The sequence below is a fragment of the Tsukamurella sp. NPDC003166 genome, assembly GCF_040611135.1.
Lineage (GTDB): Bacteria > Actinomycetota > Actinomycetes > Mycobacteriales > Mycobacteriaceae > Tsukamurella.
Genome location: NZ_JBEXNL010000004.1, coordinates 198,225 through 216,858 on the forward strand (window position 1 = coordinate 198,225; position 18,634 = coordinate 216,858).

At 68.0% G+C, this 18,634-nt stretch carries 17 protein-coding genes and 1 tRNA gene; 14 read left to right on the forward strand and 4 right to left on the reverse strand.

Annotated elements, in window-relative coordinates:
- The first annotated feature begins 10 nt into the window (after positions 1-10).
- The 9 genes from ABZX10_RS06905 to ABZX10_RS06945 all read left to right on the forward strand — a co-directional run bounded on the left by ABZX10_RS06905 (position 11) and on the right by ABZX10_RS06945 (position 11,772).
- Positions 11-1,405, forward strand: a complete 1,395-nt coding sequence (locus ABZX10_RS06905) for a gluconate:H+ symporter (protein ID WP_355536288.1) — start codon at positions 11-13, stop codon at positions 1,403-1,405.
- 132 nt (positions 1,406-1,537) lie between these two features.
- Positions 1,538-3,178 (forward strand): phosphoglucomutase (alpha-D-glucose-1,6-bisphosphate-dependent), encoded by a 1,641-nt coding sequence (gene pgm / locus ABZX10_RS06910; RefSeq protein WP_355536291.1) that lies wholly within the window; start codon positions 1,538-1,540, stop codon positions 3,176-3,178.
- 44 nt (positions 3,179-3,222) lie between these two features.
- Positions 3,223-3,981, forward strand: coding sequence for a thioredoxin domain-containing protein (locus ABZX10_RS06915; protein WP_355536294.1), 759 nt, complete (start codon positions 3,223-3,225; stop codon positions 3,979-3,981).
- 88 nt (positions 3,982-4,069) lie between these two features.
- A tRNA-Ala gene (locus ABZX10_RS06920) sits at positions 4,070-4,142 on the forward strand.
- A 218-nt stretch (positions 4,143-4,360) separates the two neighbouring features.
- Positions 4,361-4,894 (forward strand): VOC family protein, encoded by a 534-nt coding sequence (locus ABZX10_RS06925; RefSeq protein ID WP_355536297.1) that lies wholly within the window; start codon positions 4,361-4,363, stop codon positions 4,892-4,894.
- Positions 4,895-6,420: 1,526 nt separating this feature from the next.
- A complete protein-coding gene (locus ABZX10_RS06930; protein ID WP_355536300.1) occupies positions 6,421-7,653 on the forward strand; it encodes a GGDEF domain-containing protein in 1,233 nt (410 codons plus the stop codon).
- A gap of 308 nt (positions 7,654-7,961) precedes the next feature.
- The gene (gene ahpC, locus ABZX10_RS06935) at positions 7,962-8,525 is read left to right on the forward strand and encodes an alkyl hydroperoxide reductase subunit C (protein ID WP_355536303.1); all 564 of its coding nucleotides are present in this window, start codon (positions 7,962-7,964) and stop codon (positions 8,523-8,525) included.
- A 104-nt stretch (positions 8,526-8,629) separates the two neighbouring features.
- Entirely contained in the window at positions 8,630-10,210 is a 1,581-nt protein-coding gene (gene ahpF / locus ABZX10_RS06940; RefSeq protein ID WP_355536306.1) for an alkyl hydroperoxide reductase subunit F, read from the forward strand.
- A 197-nt stretch (positions 10,211-10,407) separates the two neighbouring features.
- Positions 10,408-11,772: a hypothetical protein gene (locus ABZX10_RS06945; protein WP_355536309.1), complete on the forward strand. Its 1,365-nt coding sequence runs from the start codon at positions 10,408-10,410 to the stop codon at positions 11,770-11,772.
- Between the two features lie 72 nt (positions 11,773-11,844).
- Here the strand turns inward: ABZX10_RS06945 and ABZX10_RS06950 are convergent, their stop codons facing one another.
- On the reverse strand, positions 11,845-12,822 hold the full coding sequence (locus ABZX10_RS06950; RefSeq protein ID WP_355536312.1) for an Abi-alpha family protein: 978 nt from the start codon (positions 12,820-12,822) through the stop codon (positions 11,845-11,847).
- Between the two features lie 231 nt (positions 12,823-13,053).
- Between ABZX10_RS06950 and ABZX10_RS06955 the strand changes: the two genes are divergently transcribed.
- From ABZX10_RS06955 to ABZX10_RS06970, 4 genes are all read left to right on the forward strand, one after another.
- A complete protein-coding gene (locus ABZX10_RS06955; protein WP_355536315.1) occupies positions 13,054-14,451 on the forward strand; it encodes a DUF445 family protein in 1,398 nt (465 codons plus the stop codon).
- Between the two features lie 101 nt (positions 14,452-14,552).
- The gene (locus ABZX10_RS06960; protein WP_355536318.1) at positions 14,553-14,798 is read left to right on the forward strand and encodes a hypothetical protein; all 246 of its coding nucleotides are present in this window, start codon (positions 14,553-14,555) and stop codon (positions 14,796-14,798) included.
- 128 nt (positions 14,799-14,926) lie between these two features.
- Positions 14,927-15,484 carry a polyhydroxyalkanoate synthesis regulator DNA-binding domain-containing protein gene (locus ABZX10_RS06965; RefSeq protein ID WP_355536321.1) on the forward strand — a complete coding sequence of 186 codons (558 nt, stop codon included), beginning with the start codon at positions 14,927-14,929 and terminating at the stop codon, positions 15,482-15,484.
- 27 nt (positions 15,485-15,511) lie between these two features.
- Positions 15,512-15,757 (forward strand): DUF2630 family protein, encoded by a 246-nt coding sequence (locus ABZX10_RS06970; protein WP_355536324.1) that lies wholly within the window; start codon positions 15,512-15,514, stop codon positions 15,755-15,757.
- 36 nt (positions 15,758-15,793) lie between these two features.
- Here the strand turns inward: ABZX10_RS06970 and ABZX10_RS06975 are convergent, their stop codons facing one another.
- Together ABZX10_RS06975 and ABZX10_RS06980 are read right to left on the reverse strand one after the other, a co-directional pair.
- On the reverse strand, positions 15,794-16,210 hold the full coding sequence (locus tag ABZX10_RS06975) for a hypothetical protein (RefSeq protein WP_355536327.1): 417 nt from the start codon (positions 16,208-16,210) through the stop codon (positions 15,794-15,796).
- A 52-nt stretch (positions 16,211-16,262) separates the two neighbouring features.
- Entirely contained in the window at positions 16,263-16,775 is a 513-nt protein-coding gene (locus tag ABZX10_RS06980) for a helix-turn-helix domain-containing protein (protein ID WP_355536330.1), read from the reverse strand.
- A 61-nt stretch (positions 16,776-16,836) separates the two neighbouring features.
- Between ABZX10_RS06980 and ABZX10_RS06985 the strand changes: the two genes are divergently transcribed.
- Entirely contained in the window at positions 16,837-18,252 is a 1,416-nt protein-coding gene (locus ABZX10_RS06985) for an MFS transporter (protein WP_355536333.1), read from the forward strand.
- On the opposite strand, the gene ABZX10_RS06990 is transcribed toward ABZX10_RS06985, so the two are convergent.
- Complete coding sequence (locus ABZX10_RS06990; protein WP_355536337.1) at positions 18,167-18,631, reverse strand: NUDIX domain-containing protein; 465 nt, start codon at positions 18,629-18,631, stop codon at positions 18,167-18,169. The genes ABZX10_RS06985 and ABZX10_RS06990 overlap by 86 nt on opposite strands.
- Positions 18,632-18,634: the final 3 nt, after the last annotated feature.

The window sequence follows — 18,634 nt, forward strand, 5'->3', positions numbered from 1 at the left end:
AGAACCACCCATGTCCTCGGTCATGCACTGGCTGCAGCACGAGACCGGGGGTCTATTGACCCTCGCCGCGGTATCGATCGCGGTCCTGCTGCTCCTCATCATCAAGGTCAAGCTCGAGCCGTTCATCGCGCTGATCATCGTCTCGGTGGGGCTCGCGCTCGTCGCGGGCGTGTCCGTCGAGAAGCTCGTCGGGTCACCGCAGAAGGGGGCCGCGCAATCGATCCTGGAAACGGGCTTCGGCGGCATCCTCGGACACATCGCACCCATCATCGGCCTCGGAACCGTGCTCGGCGCGATCCTCGAACGCTCCGGCGGCGCCGACGTACTCACGAGCTGGCTGCTCAAGCTGTTCGGACCGAAGGGCGCACCGCTCGCGATGGGTGTCACCGGCCTGATTCTGGGCATCCCGGTGTTCTTCGACATCGGCATCTTCATCCTCGCGCCGCTCGTCTACGTGGCCGCCAAGCGCGGTGGCAAGTCGCTGGTGATGTACGCGCTGCCCATGCTGGCCGGCCTGTCGATGACGCACGCCTTCCTGCCGCCCCATCCCGGTCCGGTGGCGGCCGCGGGCCTGCTGCACACCTCGCTCGGCTGGATCATCGTCATGGGTCTCGTCTGCGGCGTTCCCGCCTGGTTCGCCTCCGGCGTCGTGTGGGGTACCTGGATCGGCAAACGCGTCATCGTCGACGTCCCGGAGGAGCTGGTACCCGAGGAGAAGCACGCCTCCGCGAACCCGCCCGGCCTGGGCCTGATCGCCTTCGTGATCCTGGTCCCGATGCTGCTGATCCTCGGCGCCACGTTCGGTAGCGTCACCCTGCAGCAGGGCTCGATGCCCTACTCGATCTTCGTCTTCCTGGGAACGCCGGCGATCGCGCTCACGATCGCCGTCGTGCTGGCCTTCTACCTGCTCGGGATCCGGCGCGGCATCACGGCGGTGCAGCTCGCCGAGATGACCGGCAACGCACTGCGGCCCATCGGCATGATCCTGCTCGTCGTCGGCGCCGGCGCGCTGTTCGGTGCCGTGCTCAAGGCGACCGGCGTCGGCACCGCGCTCACGCAGTCGATGAGCAACCTCGGCCTGCCGCTCATCGTGTCGGCTTACCTCGTCAGCTGCGCGCTGCGCATCGCCCAGGGTTCGGCGACGGTGGCGATCACCGCTACGGCAGGCATCATCGGCGAGACGGTGGCCGCGGGCAACTACTCGCAGGCGCAGATCGCGCTCATCGTGATCGCCATCTCGGCGGGCTCGATCATCCTCAGCCACGTCAACGACGGCGGCTTCTGGATCGTCGCGAAGTACTTCAACATGACGGTCAAGCAGACCCTCATGACGTGGTCCGTTCTCGAGACGGTCCTGTCCGTGGTCGGCTTCGCGATGGTGCTCATCGTCTGGGCGATCGTCTAGCGCCGGGGCACCGCGGTGACCGGTATCGGCCGTCGCCGCGGTTCCCGCGCGCGGACGCGCTCGCGGCGATACGTTTGAGCTCCGGCCCGCGCGATCCGCGGCGCCGCTCCGGACAGATGAGGTGAACTGAAGATGGCCCATTCGCGTGCCGGCCTACCGGCGCTCCCCGAGGACCTGATCGACGTCGAAGCCGTTCGCGCGGCATATTATTCGATCGTTCCAGATCCGGGGAACCCGGACCAGCGCGTCGCGTTCGGTACCTCGGGCCACCGCGGCACGTCGTTGAACGGCAGCTTCAACGAGAACCACATCGCAGCCACCACGCAGGCCATCGCCGAGTACCGCGCCGCGCAGGGCGTCCGAGGCCCGCTGTACCTGGCCAAGGACACCCATCTGCTGTCGGTGCCCGCCTGGGAGACCGCCGTCGAGGTGCTCGCCGCGAACGGCGTCACCACGCTCATCGACCACGACGACCGCTACACGCCCACGCCGGCGCTGAGCCACGCGATCCTCACCTTCAACCGGTCCCATTCCGGCGTGGAGGCCGACGGGATCGTGGTCACCCCGTCGCACAACCCGCCCGCGGACGGCGGCTTCAAGTACAACCCCCCCAACGGCGGTCCCGCCGACACCGACGCGACCGGGGCGATCGCGGCGCGCGCCAACGAGATCCTCGAGGGCGGCCTGCGCGATGTCCGGCGGATCCCGCTGGCGCAGGCGCTGGCGTCGGACTCGGTGCAGCGCTTCGACTTCCTGGACTCCTACGTGGGTGACCTGCCGTCGGTGCTGCACCTGGACAGGATCCGCGACGCGGGCGTGCGGATCGGCGCCGACCCGCTGGGCGGTGCCGCGGTGGGTTACTGGGGCGCGATCGGCGATCGCTACAACCTCGACCTGACGGTCGTGAACCCCACGGTCGACCCGCAGTTCGCGTTCATGACGCTGGACACCGACGGCAAGATCCGGATGGACTGCAGCTCCCCGAACGCGATGGCCTCGCTGATCGCGAACAAGGACCAATACGACATCGCGACCGGGAACGACGCGGATTCGGACCGGCACGGCATCGTCACTCCCGACGGCGGGTTGATGAACCCGAACCACTACCTCGCGGTCGCCATCGACTACCTCTTCGCCTCCCGCAACGGCTGGCGCGACGATGCGGCCGTCGGCAAGACGCTCGTCAGCTCCTCGATGATCGACCGGGTGGTCGCCGAGCAGCAGCGCACGCTCCTCGAAGTCCCCGTCGGGTTCAAGTGGTTCGTGCCCGGCCTGCTCGACGGCAGCGTCGGGTTCGGCGGCGAGGAGTCCGCGGGAGCCTCCTTCCTCCGGCACGACGGCTCGGTCTGGACCACCGACAAGGACGGCATCATCATGGCGCTGCTGGCCTCGGAGATCCTCGCGGTCACGGGCAAGAGCCCGTCGCAGCACTTCGCGGTCCTGGGGGAGCAGTACGGCGTGCCCGCCTACGCGCGCACCGACGCCCCCGCCGGCCGCGAGCAGAAGGCGGTCCTGGCGAAGCTGTCGCCCGAGCAGGTGACGGCCGACGAACTCGCGGGCGAGCCGATCACGGCGAAGCTGACCCGCGCCCCGGGCAACGGCGCGCCCATCGGTGGGCTCAAGGTGACCACGGAGAACGCGTGGTTCGCGGCCCGGCCGTCCGGCACCGAGGACGTCTACAAGATCTACGCGGAGTCCTTCAAGGGGCCGGAGCACCTCGCGCAGGTCCAAGCGGAGGCGAAGGCGCTCGTCGACGGGGTGCTCGGCGCGTAGGCTTCTGACCTGGGAACTCGCCGACTGCCGCTATTGTGGTCGGCGTGAGCAAGCCTAAGAACGCCAAGTACGTTCCTGTCAAGCAGTCCAATACCATGACCTACGTGCTGGGCGGCATCGCCGTCCTGGTCGTGATCGTGGTGGTCATCGGCGGCGTGCTGCTGGTCAGTAAGAACTCGGACAAGCCCTCGGACCAGGTCGCGAGCAAGCTCAACGCCGCGACCCCGACCTTCGTGCTCGGCAAGGACGACGCCAAGGTGACGCTGGACCTCTTCGAGGACCCGCTCTGCCCCGCGTGCGGCCAGATGGAGCAGGCGTACGGCGAGCAGATCGTCCAGGGCATCGAGGCGGGCACGATCAAGGCGCGGTACCGCATGGTCTCGTTCCTCAACCAGTCCAGCGCGTCGGGCGACTACTCGGACCGTGCCAACGCATCCTTCATCGCGATGGACAAGTCGTCGATGCCCGCCGACCAGAAGCAGAAGGCGATGCTCGCCGCGCACAAGGCACTGTTCAACAACCAGCCGCACGAGAAGGGCTCGCCGCAGTACGACGGCAAGGACCACTCGAACGCCGAGATCGCGACCATCGTCGGTGACGCTGCCAAGGCCGCCGGCGCCGAGCTGCCCGCCGACGTGCTCGCGGCGATCCGCGATGGTAAGTACGTCGGCGATTCGGCGACGGCCGCCAGCGCCAACAGCAAGCTGATGCAGGACATCGGCAGCTCCGGCACCCCCACCGTCGTGCACAACGGTGAGCTGATCACCGTGCAGGGCGACTGGCTGACCAAGCTGCTCAGCTGAAACAACCGCTGACCAGCCGATTTGGTGCACGCGAGCTGGCTCCTGTAATGTTCTCCGGGCGGGAAACCGCAGGTGAACAACGCAATACGGGGCTATGGCGCAGCTGGTAGCGCACCACACTGGCAGTGTGGGGGTCAGGGGTTCGAGTCCCCTTAGCTCCACTAACGAAATCCCCTCCGGGTGAACCCTGGAGGGGATTTCGCGTTTTCTGGAGTGAGGCAGGCCGTTTCCAGGGTCGACGTCAACGGTTGCAGGTCCGATCAACGCTCGTGAAAACCGTTGTCGCCGAGCGGATGGCGAAGAAGTCCGGGGCGTCCTCTAGTGACCCGGACGTACGCAGGATTCAATATTTTACTTTCTGAAACCTCCACGGTGGAACGTGACCGCTGTCACAGTAGTGAAGGCAGTTGAACGTTCTATCGAGGAGCGCACCATGAAAGTGTCGTTTCAGACAGCCAGGTTCGTCGTCGGAGACATGGCCCGATCCCTCGCCTTCTATGAGGGTGCGTTGGGAATGACCGTGGTCGGGAGGTCGCATTACAGCGATCCCGACATCGTCGAGGTGACCCTCGCTGACGGCGACGGTCGTCCGAGTCTCATCTTGCTCGCGGGGGAGGAGGCGCCGGTGCACTCGGGGATGTCGACGCACGGTCCGGTGGTCTTCTTCGTCGACGATGCGAACGCTGCGAACGACGAGCTCAAGGCGGGCGGCTACGAGCTCGCGTTCGATCCCCCCGTCGGCATCGGGCCCGCAGTCGCCGCCATGGCGGTCGACCCGGACGGCTATCAGATCGAGCTCGTGTCCATCTCCTCCGACATCGACCTCATCGCCGCGCAGGCGGAGGCGCATCCGGATGCCGAAGTGCACATGCCGCACCCGGTTCCCTGGATTCACCAGGCCGTGCTCCGCTGACGTCGCGGCCGTCACGGCACGGGGCGAACTCCGCGGACACGCCGCCCCGCATCGTCGGTGCGATCTCGTTGAGCCGAGCCAGTACTTGAGCCTTCGAGGCGCCGCGGTAGGGCGTGGGATCCAGGAGGGTTCGACAGGTGTTCAGTTAGATCCGCGAATGAAATCCCTCCGGGTGAAGCTCGGAGGGATTTCGTGCGTCTGGAGTCGGGCGGACCGTGGTGAACTTCACCGGTTCGCTGATCCACCACTTCGAGCACACGCCTGAGTGTGGACGGCAAGAGTTCGAATCCGCTCACCACATGGTTCGTGCGGTCTGACGTCCTCGAGCCGCCGGCGCTCACGACCATCGACCCCAATCTCGCTCACTGCGGCGAGATCCTCGAGAACACCGCGCCGGGGTGCTCCAGTTGGCATGCGTCCGCTGGACCTGCCTACTAAGAGACACTCCCCAGCTAGTGGCGAGCGTGCCACTGATGGCATGCGGGGCCGGTCCTCAACGTCGCCCATGTGCGGCGGGGCCGATGGCAGTCATCGGAGTCAACGGGTTGCCCGGTGCGATGTGTCCGCAGCTGGTCGGTGGGGGCTTGGAGGCGAAGCGGTCCTCGATGAATCCGATGCTCTCGGCCGCTGCGGGTAGCGCGGCGACAGTATGACTCGGGGCGGGGTACTCGATGTATTGCACCGATGTGTTGCCTGAGGCGCAGTACTGCCGCAGCAGGGCGCGGACATCCGCCCCGATCGTCACACCGTCGCCGGCGCCGATGCCCGGTTGGTCGCCTGCCGTGTCCTCCAACCAGCCTCCGAGGCCCTGGGCGACCTGCAGTGGAATGGTGGGGGTCGGTTGCGAGCCGAGGTTGATTCGGTTCGCCGCGTCGACGAACGGCGTGACGCTGCGGGGGCCGCGAACTGCGGCTTGACCAGGTCTCTCCACTGCAATCCGAGGTACGGGTAGAGGACGTCCGCTATGGATGCTCGGTCGATTGCTGCGACGAGCGCTCGTCCGCGTTCGCTCAGGTAGGGGCTGAAATCGATGTTGTACGAGCGCGCGACGCCCGCAATAGCCATCGCGGCGACACCGGAGTACCCGTAGAGTGCGACCTTCGTGCTGGACGAGAGCCCGGTGCCGCGACCTTCCCCGCCGCTCTGATCCCGTCGAGTGTGTTGTGGGCGTATTCCGGGCCGCCGCGAAGTGCGCCCGCTGGCCCTCGGTATCGGTGACGATCACCGGTAGGAACTCATGCGAGACGCGTCGAGAAGGCGGATCCGGCCCCGTCGGCGTGTAGTCCGAACGGATGAATCTCTTCCGGCGCCCGAGGTGTGGTCGCGCGCAGTCCGGGGCGTTGACCTGCTTGAAGATTCAACCGCCTCTCGCCCTCCAGGCTGTGTTTGCGATATCACTACATATATTTGGTAACGCCCATGTGTTTCACTACGAAGGGCCAGGTGTCCGATGGTGCGAACAGTGAGGGGGCGTTGGTGGAGAACTCGCCGATGCTGACCGTGGTCGTCGATGCCCGAGTGTCGTCGTGAGATCGGCGTTCATCGGACTGTTCCTCCAGATCGGGCACATCGTGAAGACCTGGTGGCGCGGCGGGCCCGACTATCAGCAGCGCATCGCGTACTTCGACAGCCGCGGACTGCTCCGCGGCTTCCAACTCGTCGTCAGCGCCTGCGCGCTCGTTCTCGGCGGGTTGGCGGCGAACCTGCTCCTCGTCGATCAGGGTGACGCGCCGCACTTCTACGTCGTCGTACAGGTGATCGGCGCCGTGACCGGCCTGTTCTGGGCGATGCGGTGGCAGGTGCGGCCGGTGCCGTCCGAATCCGGCGCCATGTTCTTCGTGGTGACCTCCGACATCCTGATCGTCGCGGTCTCGGCGACGGACGTCGACGTGATGGCCGACGCCTTCGGGCTGTCGGCGCTCACCCTCGTCGCGATCTTCGTGGCGTTCGTGCTGTCACCGGCGCAGTTCATGGCGAACGCCGGGATCTGCGCGGTCGCGATCGCGGCGTTCGCGGTGGGTATGTACCAGTCGTACGGCTGGCCCGAGACCGTGCTGAAGGTGACGCTGCTCGGGATCACCACGATCGCGGTGCCCGCCTCCGTGCAGATCGGCCTCGCCTTCCTGTCGCAGGACGCCACCGAGTCCGACACCGATCCGCTGACGCGGACGCTGAACCGCCGCGGGTTCCACCGCGCGACCGGGATCCGGATCACCGATCTCGCCGCAGGGCGCCCGCAGGTGTCGGTCGCGCTGCTGCTGGTGGACGTCGACGACTTCAAGGCCATCAACGACGTGCACGGACACGAGACCGGCGACGCTGTTCTCACGCGCGTCGCCGACGTCCTCCGCGACGTGACGCAGGGCGGGCTCGTGGCACGTCTCGGTGGCGATGAGTTCGCGGTCCTCATGGTCGGTCGAGCCCGATCGCGCTATGTGCGGATCGCCAACCGGATCCACTGGTCGATCGAATCCGAAGCAGGTCTCGCCGGCGTGCCGGTCACCGCCAGTATCGGGGTGGCGATCGGCGATATCGCGGTCGCAGACGAGGAGGCCGCCGTCAGTCTCTTGCTGAACCGCGCGGATGAGGCGATGTACGAGGCGAAGCGGGGCGAGCAGCCCGTCGTGATCTCGACGGTGCTCGACTATCCCGCGCTGGGGGTGGTCCCGGTCGACGTCGAGCGCGTCGCTCCGCTCATGGGCCGGACCGGCCGTCAGTGCCGGCGCAAGCGGACGTCCACCGCGGGGCGGGCGAGCTGATCCGGCCGCGGTCCGCGCGGTGTGGCGGAGGTGACGTCGCGTCCCGATGACCGCGCGGCACCGTCGACGGATGACGACGATGACCGCGTCGACCTGCGGTAACGGTGACTACCGTCCATGCGCGGGACGTCAAGCGGACGCGGTCGTGATGAGAATCACCAGCGTGTGATTGTCTCGGCGCGAGCTCTCTAGCTGGGTTGATAGGCATTCGTGATGACTGTCCCAGGACGAATCGACTTGTCCGATAAATTCATCCGACCTACTGTCGATCGCGAACCCACCGGTACCGAACGAAACGAGGACGCACCGTGTCGTTGATCAACAAGCAGATCAAGCCCTTCACCGCCGAGGCATTCAAGAACGGCGACTTCATCACCGTCTCCGACCAGGACATCGCGGGCAAGTGGGCCGTCTTCTACTTCTACCCGGCGGACTTCACCTTCGTGTGCCCGACCGAGCTCGGCGACCTCGCCGATCACTACGCGGAGCTGCAGGGCCTGGGCGTCGAGGTGTTCTCGGTCTCGACCGACACGCACTTCACCCACAAGGCGTGGCACGCCTCCTCGGACACCATCGCCAAGATCGAGTACGCGATGATCGGTGATCCGAGCCTGCAGATCAGCACCGACTTCGAGGTGCTCCGCGAGGGCCAGGGTCTGGCCGACCGCGGCACCTTCCTCGTCGATCCCGACGGTGTCGTCCAGTTCACCGAGGTCACCGCGGAGGGTATCGGCCGCAACGCCGCCGAGCTGGTCCGCAAGGTGAAGGCCGCGCAGTACGTGCGCTCGCACCCGGGCGAGGTCTGCCCCGCGAAGTGGGAAGAGGGCGCCGAGACCCTCGCGCCGTCGCTGGAGCTCGTCGGCAAGATCTAGCGCCCGCACGACTGCGGGGTCGGACCCCTCCCGCCAGGGAGCCGCCTCCGCCTCGCGGTCGCACGCCACTCGCACTCGTATCTGAAGAAGAGGATCGGATCACCATGCTCGAAGCCGCACTCGCCACGCAACTCAAGGGCCTGCTCGCCAACGTCACGATGCCCGTCGAGCTCGTCTCGACGCCGGGCGACGGCCCGAAGGCGGCCGAACTCGTGGAGCTCCTCGACGAGATCGCGGGCATGTCCGATCACATTCGGCACGACCGGACCGGCGACGACCCGCGGACCCCGTCGTTCCTCATCCGTCGCGCCGGCACCGATATCGCGGTGCAGTTCGCCGGAATCCCACTGGGCCACGAGTTCTCGTCCCTGGTGCTGGCGCTGCTCCAGGTGGGCGGCCACCCGTCGAAGGAGGCGGCGGACCTGCTCGAGCAGGTGCGCGACCTCGAGGGGGAGTACCACTTCGAGACCTACTTCTCGCTGTCCTGCCAGAACTGCCCCGACGTGGTGCAGGCGCTCAACCTGATGGCGGTCCTCAACGCGCGGATCACCCATACCGCGATCGACGGTTCGCTGTTCCAGGACGAGGTCGACAGCCGCCGGGTGATGGCCGTCCCGACGGTGTTCGTCAACGGCGAGCTCTTCGACTCCGGCCGGATGAACCTCGAGCAGATCGTCGGCAAGCTCGACTCCGGCGCCGCCGAGCGCACCGCCGCGTCGCTGGGTGAGAAGGATCCGTTCGACGTGCTCGTCGTCGGCGGCGGACCGTCGGGCGCGACCGCCGCGGTCTACGCCGCCCGCAAGGGGATCCGCACCGGCGTCGTCGCCGAGCGGTTCGGCGGCCAGGTCCTCGACACCATGGCGATCGAGAACTTCACCTCGGTCAGTTACACCGAGGGCCCGCGGTTCGCGGCCGAGCTCGAGAGCCAGGTCCGCCAGTACGACGTGGACATCATGAACACCCAGCGCGGCGCGACGCTGGGCCGCGACGAGGAGTCGGGGCTGATCTCCGTCGGCCTGGCCAGCGGGGCCGAGCTGCGTTCGCGCACCGTCGTGATCTCGACGGGCGCCCGGTGGCGCTCGATGGACGTGCCCGGCGAGGCGGAGTACCGCAACAAGGGCGTCACCTACTGCCCGCATTGCGACGGTCCGCTGTTCAAGGGCAAGCGCGTCGCCGTCATCGGCGGCGGCAACTCGGGCGTCGAGGCCGCGATCGACCTCGCGGGCATCGTCTCCCACGTCACCCTCATCGAGTTCGACGCGGAGCTGCGAGCGGACCAGGTCCTGCAGCGCAAGCTGCGCAGCCTGCCCAACGTCGACGTTCTCGTCAGCTCGATGACCACCGAGGTCGTCGGCGACGGCGGCGCGGTGACGGGCCTGGCGTACAAGGACCGCACGACCGGCGAGCAGCGTTCGCTGGATCTCGACGGTGTCTTCGTCCAGATCGGTCTCCTGCCGAACACGGAGTGGCTCGAGGGCGTGCTCGAGCTGAGCCCGCGCGGCGAGATCGTCGTCGACGGGGCGGGGCGCACCTCGCTGCCGGGCGTCTTCGCGGCCGGGGACTGCACGACGGTGCCGTTCAAGCAGATCGTCGTCGCCGCCGGGTCCGGCGCGACGGCGGCGCTCAGCGCGTTCGATCACATCATCCGGACGGACGTCCCGGCGGAGTCCGCCACCGTCGGCTGACCCACTGATCGCCACGAGGGGCCGGGCCGTGCGCCCGGCCCCTCGTTCGCTTCAGTGAAAGCCCGGACACGGGTACCGTCGGACCGCTAATTTCTGAGTTGGCAGACATTGGCTCCAACGATCCCTGGGACAGCCCGGTGGGTCGACTAGCACGGGCTTCACCCTCCGTGCCAGTGATCAGGCGGGAGTTGGCACTGATGCACACAGACGTGATGGCGGTTTCGGGGATCGTCGACTGGGAGAGTCTCACCGGGCAGTCGAAGTTCGTCATCGACATCGTGAGCATCCCGATCTTCAGCGCGATCGCCGGCCTGATCACCAACTGGACCGGCGTCATCATGCTGTTCTCGCCCAGCAACTTCACCGGGTTCTACGTGCCCGGCCTCGCGGCCCTCTTCCGGCTGCTGCCGCGGAAGGTCCAGATCCTGCCGATCTTCGCGCCGGGCGGGATCCTCGGCTTCCAGGGTTTCATCCCCTGTCGCGCGGAGAAGATGGCCAGCCTCCTCGTGGACATGTCCATCTCGCGGATCGGCAGCGTCGGCACGTTCTACCAGGAACTCGAACCCGACAAGATGGCGGAGTTCATGGCCCGCGAGGCCAGGCCGCACGTGCGGCGCATCGCCGTCGACGCCATCGAGACGCAGTACAAGTGGCTGTGGGACACGATGCCGGCGCCCCTGCAGGACAACGTGATCGCGACCATCGACAAGCGTGTCCCGCAGATCTCGCAGCGCGCATTCCGGCGGGTGGGCGAGCACATCGACGAGCTGCTCGACGTCAAGCTGATGACCGTCAACCATCTGCGCCGCAACCCGGCGGTGCTCAGTGAGATCTTCCAGGGCATGGGCAAGCCGGAACTGCGGTTCATGGTGAAGATCGGCGCCCTCGGGTTCTTCTTCGGCATCCCGCTGGCGCTGTACCTGTCCTGGGTGCACATGGCGCACCCGCCCGTGCTCAGCGCGATCCCGTCGTGGCTGGTGGTGCTGTGCGGCGCCGCGCTGATCGGCGTGATCGTGAACATCCTCGCGATCAAGATCGTCTTCGAGCCCGGCGATCCGCAGCCCCGCTACAAGTACCTGTGGAAGCAGGGGATCTTCCCCAAGCGCCAGCACGAGGCCGCGGCGCAGGTCGCGGACATGATGTCGGAGAAGGTGCTCACCGTCAGCAATTTCTCGCACGAGCTGCTGTTCGGCGCCAGCGGCGACAAGACCGCCGCTTACCTCGCCGAGGTCATCTCGGAGGAGCTCGACGCGATCTTCACGCCGGTCGCCACCACGGTGGGCCGCACGACGGGCATCGTCGACCTCGACCTGCTCGAGCGCAAGGTCAGCCAGGAGATCGTGGACCTGACGCCCGAGCTGTTCTACGACAAGGAGTTCAACGAGGAGAAGGCGAAGAAGATCGCCGCGTTCTCCACGAAGAAGTTCCGCGAGCTCAAGCCCTCCGAGTTCAGCGAGATGCTGTACGCGGCCATCGAGCAGGACGCCTGGCTGCTGTACGCGCACGGGGGGCTGCTCGGCATCTTCGTCGGCGGCGCGCACATCTTCCTGTTCGGGGCCTGAGCGGGTCGGCCCTGAGCGGGTCGGCTGCGCCCGTCGGGCCCGACGGTGCCCCCTCCGCCGGTCGGGCCGGGGTCAGCCGGCGTCGGCGAGCTCCTGCGAGCGCTTCCCACGCCCGGACCCCGTCAGCTTCTTGCCGTGGGGGCCGCGCTTGCCGAGGTACTTGTCCCGGCGACCGTCGTCGGCCCATCCGCCGGCGTTGTACTCGTCGAGGTCGAACGCCATCCCGATGAACTGCGAACCGAACGCCGTGATCCGGATGCTCCGGAAGATCGTGTGCGCTTTCGACACGCTCTCGATCGCGTGCACAGCGGCCGGCTGCACCTCGAGGAGCGCGTACCGGCGGTAGTCGTCCACGGGCTCGTCGGACATCTCGAGCAGTCCGAGCCGGTGCAGGTTCGCGAAGTAGCTCCGGTCCTGTTCCGGCCGTTCGCAACCGGCCATCTCGGCGACCATCGACAGGTCGCCGAGGAGGAGCTCCGAGCCGATCATGAAGAGCGTCTTGGTGCGGACGTCGATGAGCGGCTGGGTGCCGGCCTTGCCCATGAATCGGAGGATGCGGGCCTCGTCGGGGAGCAACTGGTCGACGATGTGGCCGAAGGACGGGTGGTGGTCCTCGAGTCCCTTGTTCGGACGCTGCGAGAGCCGGATGAGAGCGTTGCCCCGCTTGCGCAGGCCCGCGGGCGACGATCGCCGCGCCGATCCGAGGCCGCCGAGGAGACCGCCGTCGACCAACCCGGTGATGTCGCCCAGGCCGAGCGCGTCCGCGCCCTGCTGGAGTGGGGCGACCGCGGCGGCGGCCATCGTCGTGGCCGGCTCGAGGACGGGCTCGACGATCGGCAGTGCGGTGTCGCTCAGCTTGCCGACGGCGTCCGACAGTGTGCCACCGGTGATCTGCTCGAGCGGCGCAGTGAGCCCCTCGGCGAGGTGGCCGAAGAGGGGGATCCCGCCCAGGCCGCCGCGAGCCCGGGGGGAGTCGCCACGTGCGGCGTCGTCCTGCGACGGCGACCCGCCGGTCTGCGACTTCTTGTGCTTCTTACCTTTGTCCGACATCCGATTCCCGCCCGTCGATGGCCCGGCCCGTTCATGCTAGCCAGGCCGCCGCCCGCCCGGATCCTTTCCGCGGAGAACCTGTAGCGAAGATACCGCTTTGCAATGGTGCGAGGTTCATCGACGGACGGCCACGACATGCGCAGTCAGGGCTGGTGCGAACTCCGCCGAACCGCCACGGGCGCTGCCTTCGCACGCACACAATACGAGGCACTGCGCAACCCGGAGGTGTCCATGCAGTCCTGGTCAGAGATCGTCTCCGACTTCGGCCGGAACTGGCCGGTGTACGCGTCCATGCCGATCATCGCGGCCCTCATCGGCTACGGCACCAAGCTGGTCGCGATCAAGATGATGTTCCGGCCCCAGCGGTTCAAGGGCATCGGGAAGGTCGGCTGGCAGGGTATCATCCCCCGGCGCTCGCAGCAGATGGTCGACGTCCTCTGCGACACCCTCACGGGGCGCCTCATCTCCGCCCGCGAGATCGCCGAGAAGGTCGACGGTGCCGAGGTCGCGGCGCTGATCGAGCGGCCGCTCCGCGCAGAGGTGGCGCGGATCGCGCGCGGCATTCTCCCCGAGTACCAGCCCGCGCTGTGGCACGTCCTGCCCCCGGTCGCCCAGGACCTCGTCATCGAGCGGGTGCAGGACGCAGCACCCGATGTGGTCGTCCGGATCACCGAGGCGATCACCGACGACGTCGACGAGCTCTTCGACCTCAAGGCCATGGTCACCGAGGAGTTCCTCGCCGATCCGGACACCCTGGAGTCGATGTTCCTCGACGTGGGCCGCCGTGAGTTCGCGTTCATCCGGCGCAGCGGCCTGGTGTTCGGCTTCTGCATCGGCCTGGTGCAGTTGCTGGTGTGGGCGCTGTTCCACAACCCGTACGTGATGCCCCTGTTCGGCCTGTTCACCGGCTGGTTCACCGACTGGGCTGCGTTGCGACTGATCTTCAACCCGAAGGAGCCCACGAAGTACCTGGGCGTGATCACCTGGCAGGGACTGTTCCTCAAGCACCGCATTCCGGTCTCGCAGGAGTACGGCACCCTCATCGCCACGCGCGTCCTGACCTCCGACCGTCTGATGCGTGCGGTGTTCACCGGGAAGAACTCGCCGAAGGTGGTCCTGGTGATCGCCGACGTGATCGAGGACGCTCTCCGCGACGGTCTCGGCGACCTGCAGCAGCTCGCCGGGATCGATGCGGTGTCGATGCCGGTTCTCAAGGACCTGGGCCTCGAGGCGCTGCCCGGGTTCGGCGCGCTCGGTGGTGACGAGGGCGAGCTCCCGGTCGGGGCGCTGCTGGGACTGGTCTCGGGAGTGCTGAGCAGTCCTGTCCGCGGCGCGACGGGGTTCGGTCTCGACCTGGTGCACGTGCAGTCGATGTGCCAGGCCGCCGCGTCCGACATGGCCGCCGTGCTGCCGAAGGTCCTGCACGGGGCGGAGGAATACCTCACCCGCGCCATGGAGATCCAGCCGATCATGGCCGAGAAGATGGCGGCGATGACGCCGGAGGAGTTCGAGGGGGTGTTGCGGCCGGCGTTCCAGGCCGACGAGCGGACGCTGATCGTGGTCGGCGCGATCCTCGGCTTCTTGGTCGGTGAGCTGCAGGTCGTGCTGGTGGAGCACCTGACCCACTGATGAAATGTGATGTGTGTCACAACGCGTTGCGTCATGTTTACGCGGCGCGTAATTTCTTCATTACGCAAACGCGTAACAAACGATCACAGCAGGAGGACATCATGGGTAACAGCACGAAGTCGAAGAAGGCCGCCACCGAGCCGTCGATCAGCAACTTCCTCTCGGGCGTCGTCGGCAACACCAAGGACCTCGTCGACAACCTCATCGAGAACGTCGAGAGCGCCGAGAAGAGCGCCCGTAAGGGTGTCAGCAAGATCGCCAAGCAGGACATCAAGAACCTGCGCAAGCAGACGGAGAACCTGAACGACCAGGTCAAGAAGCTCTCCAAGGTCACCAAGGCCAAGTGACTCGGGAGCTCGATTCCCACGATCTTCGAGGATCACCCGGAGTGCCCGCCGTGCGGGTCCCGGGTGATTCTGCGTTCGGGCCCCCGGCGGTAGGCTCGGGACCGGGCGACGCCCGACGAGGAGGGGTCATGAGCGACGACGAACCGTACCTGATCAAGCGGTACTCGAATCGCAAGCTGTACGACTCGGTCCGGCGCAGATTCACCACGCTCGACGAGATCGCGTCACTGCTCGACTCCGGCGTCCGCATCGTCGTGCGCGATCACGACATCGGCACCGATCGCACCGACGAGGTGCTCGCGCAACTCCTGCGGCGCCAGGCGCAGAGTCGTCCGCGCGCCGCCGGATCCGGCGCATCCAGTCTGCTTGCCGAGCTGCTCCGCGCGCCGGCAGGGGTGGCTCAGTCCGTCGTCGACGGGCTGTCCGCGCAGGCTCAGGGGTCCGACGGTGCGCCCGCCCCCGGTCCGGAGCCCGACGGGGCGGAGGCGCCGGTGGAGAAATCCGAACCGAAGAAGTCCAAGACCGGCGGGAAGTCGAAGTCGAAGTCCGCCACAGCGAAATCCGATGCGGAGGCGGGCGGCGGCGACCAGCGCGACGAGGAGATCCGCGAGCTCCGGGAGCAGGTGAGCGCGCTGACCGAGGCGGTCACGCTCCTGCTCAAGGAGAAGACCGACCGCGCGGAGTAGGAGACCGGGGCGTGGCAGGATCGAGTCATGACTGACGACGCCATTCACACCCGGATCGATTCGCTCATCGCGGAGGAGCACGACCTGCGCACGCGGCTCGGGGCCGGCGAGATCACCGAGAGCGAGGAGCACGCGCGCCTGCAGGTGCTCGAGACCCAGCTCGATCAGGCCTGGGACCTCCTGCGGCAGCGCCGGGCGCGGCGCGAGTTCGGCGAGAACCCGGACGGCGCGGAGGCGCGGTCGGCGAACACCGTGGAGAACTACCGCAACTGACGGTCCCCGGGCCGCGTGCTCCGACGGAGGCGCGATCTACCGCAGGCAGACCCGCCAGCCGTCCTCCTTGACGTACTCGAACGTGCCGGTCTTCTTCTGCTGCGGCTTGCCGGCGAAGGTCGCGGTCATGGTGACCTTCGCAGTGGCTTTGTCGCCGTCTACCTTCACCTCGGCGATGTCGTCGAGGCTGACCGACTGCGGGTTGCCCTCGTCGTTCATCGTCGAGATCTCCTGATCGATCATTTCCTTGCATGAGGAGGCGCGCAGTTTGTCGGCGTCCTTACCGCTCTGCCCCTGCACGTAGGTGGCGGTGACCTGCTTGATCTGCTCCTCGGGACCGGTGGCGGGGGCGTCGCTCGTCGCGTTCCCGCAAGCGGCGAGTGCGATCAGGGCGATCGCGCCGAGGGTGCCGAGGGTGCCGGCGGCTCCGGTGCGCAAGGGTGTCCGATTCATGCCGGAACTGTAGCCCGGCCCCACCCTCCGCGGCGTCGTCGCCCCCGGGGCTTCAGGGCAGCGGCGACAGCATCCGGTGCCGCTCCCGCAGTGCGATGGCCACCGGGTCGTCGCGCCGTCGCGGGTTGATACCGGGGCGCGGGCGCGCGTCGAGGTCGCGCACCGTCGGGACGACGCCGCACCGCGGGCACAGGCCGGACTCCTCGATGTCGGTGCCGCACGTCGCGTGGGCGAACACCCGGCCGGGGAAGTCCGCCTCCAGGTGGCGTTCGGCCCACCGGATGAGGCTGTAGACGGTGGGCCACAGGTCCTCTCCCGCGGCGGTCAGCTCGTACTCGACGGTGCGCCCCTCCTTCCGGCGCACCACGACGCCGGCGTCGACCAGGGTCTCCAACCGGTCGGTGAGCACGGCGCGGGACACGTCCAGGTGGGCGAGCAGGTCGCTGAAATGCCGTACACCGAAGAAGAAGTCGCGCAGGATCAGCAGGGTCCACCGCTCGCCCACGACCTCCAGTGCGCGGGCGAGGTAGCAGCCCTGCGCCTCGTATCCGATTCCCAGCGCCATGGCCTCATCGTACGCGCCTCGAGTCTTGTGAACAGACTGAAAGTGGGTCATGATGAGTCTTGTGAACAGACTGGATTCGCCGTACGGCCGCGTGCTGGCGACCGTCGCCGCCAGCACTCTCGTGGCGATGCTCGCCTACTCGGGCCCGCTGGGCAATGCGGTCACGCTGAACGGCGCGCTGCGCGCCGGCTCGGCGAGCGCCACCTGGATCCTCGCGTCGATGAGCGTCGGGCTCGCAGCGGCGCTGGTCACGGCGGGCGTGGTCGCCGACCGGATCGGCCACCGCCGGGTCTTCCTCGCCGGTGCCGTGGTTTTCGTCGCCGCGAACCTGGCGTGCGCGGTGATCGCGACCGCGCCGCTGTTCGTCGCCGCCCGCATCGTGGCGGGTATCGGCGCAGCGGGCATGATCGCGACGGGTCTCGGACTGGTCGCCGCGGTCAGTGAGCACGACGGCCACCGCGCTCGCACCGCCGTCTGGTGGAGTTCGTCGATGGGCGCGGGCATCGCGCTCGGTCCGATCCTCACCGGTGCGCTCGATCTCGCAGGCGCCTGGCGCCTGTTCTACCTAGTTCTGGCTGCTGCTGGTGCGGCGCTGTGGTTCTCGGCGCGGCGGATCCCGGCGCAGCCGCCGCACAACCCCGATCGCGCGCAGAGCGTGCTCGGCTTCGTGCTGCTCACGGCCGCGCTGAGTGCGGCGGTCGCGGCGCTCGTCGAGGTCCGCGCGCGGGACGCTCGCCTGGCGATCGCTCTCGCCGTCGCCGCAGTCGTCCTCACCGTGGCGCTCGTCGCGAGCCAGCGCTACGGCTCCGCGCGCCTGGTCGACCCCGCGCTGTTCCGTCGCCGGCGCTTCCTCTCGGCGACCGTCGCCGGTTTGGGCACGGGCATCGGCATCATCTCCGCGATGTCGTACTCCGGCACCTTCGTGGTGCACGGTCTGGGGTTGAGCACCTTGCAGGCCGGCGCTCTGCTCACGTTGTGGGCGGGTACGAGCGCCGTGGCCGCCCTGGGCTTCTCGCGCCTCGCCGGCGTTCTGTCCGACCGTGTGCACCTGGTCGGCGGACTGGCCGGGGTCGCGCTGGGCCTGCTCCTCATGTCCGGCCTGTCCGGCGGAGCCTCGCCCGCGCGCTTGATCCCCGGGCTCGTGGTCGCCGGCATCGCATCCGGACTGCTGAACACGGGCCTTGCCCGCGAGGCGATCGCTAGCGTCCCGGCGGGCGACGCCGCGATGGGCAGCGGCGTCAACAACACCGCCCGCTACGTCGGCTCGGCGCTGGGCATCACGATCGCGGGTGTGCTCGCCGCAGGTACCCCCGACGCGATCGCCGGCTGGAACCGCATTGCGCTCGCGGCGGCGGCGGCCTCGCTCGTGTGCGCCGCCGGTGCCGGCCTGCTCACGCTCCGGACAGGTGCTCCCGCAATCGGTTCAGGAACGCCGATTGCGCCTGCACCAGCTTCTCGGCGGCCTCGTCGAGGCTGAACCAGTCGGCGCGGGCGATCTCCGGGAAGGTCTGCATCCGTCCCGATCCGCGTGGCCATTCCAGCTCGAACTCGTTCGAGGTGATCGTGGCGGCGTCGAAGTCGCCCTCGCGGGCGAACACCGTCACCGTCTTGCCGCCGGACTGCCGGACCGAGCCGAGCGGCACCGTCGGCCCCGCCGGCGCCGGGGAGCCCAGTTCCTCGGCGAACTCGCGCTCCGCGGCAGCGAGGGGCTCCTCATCGGTGTAGAGGCCCTTGGGGATCGACCACCCGTGCGCGTCCTTGCGCGCCCAGAACGGGCCGCCCATGTGCCCGATGAGCACCTCGACGGTGCCGCCGTCCCGGCGGAAGAGGAGCAGTCCGGCACTGGTCGTGGTCATAGC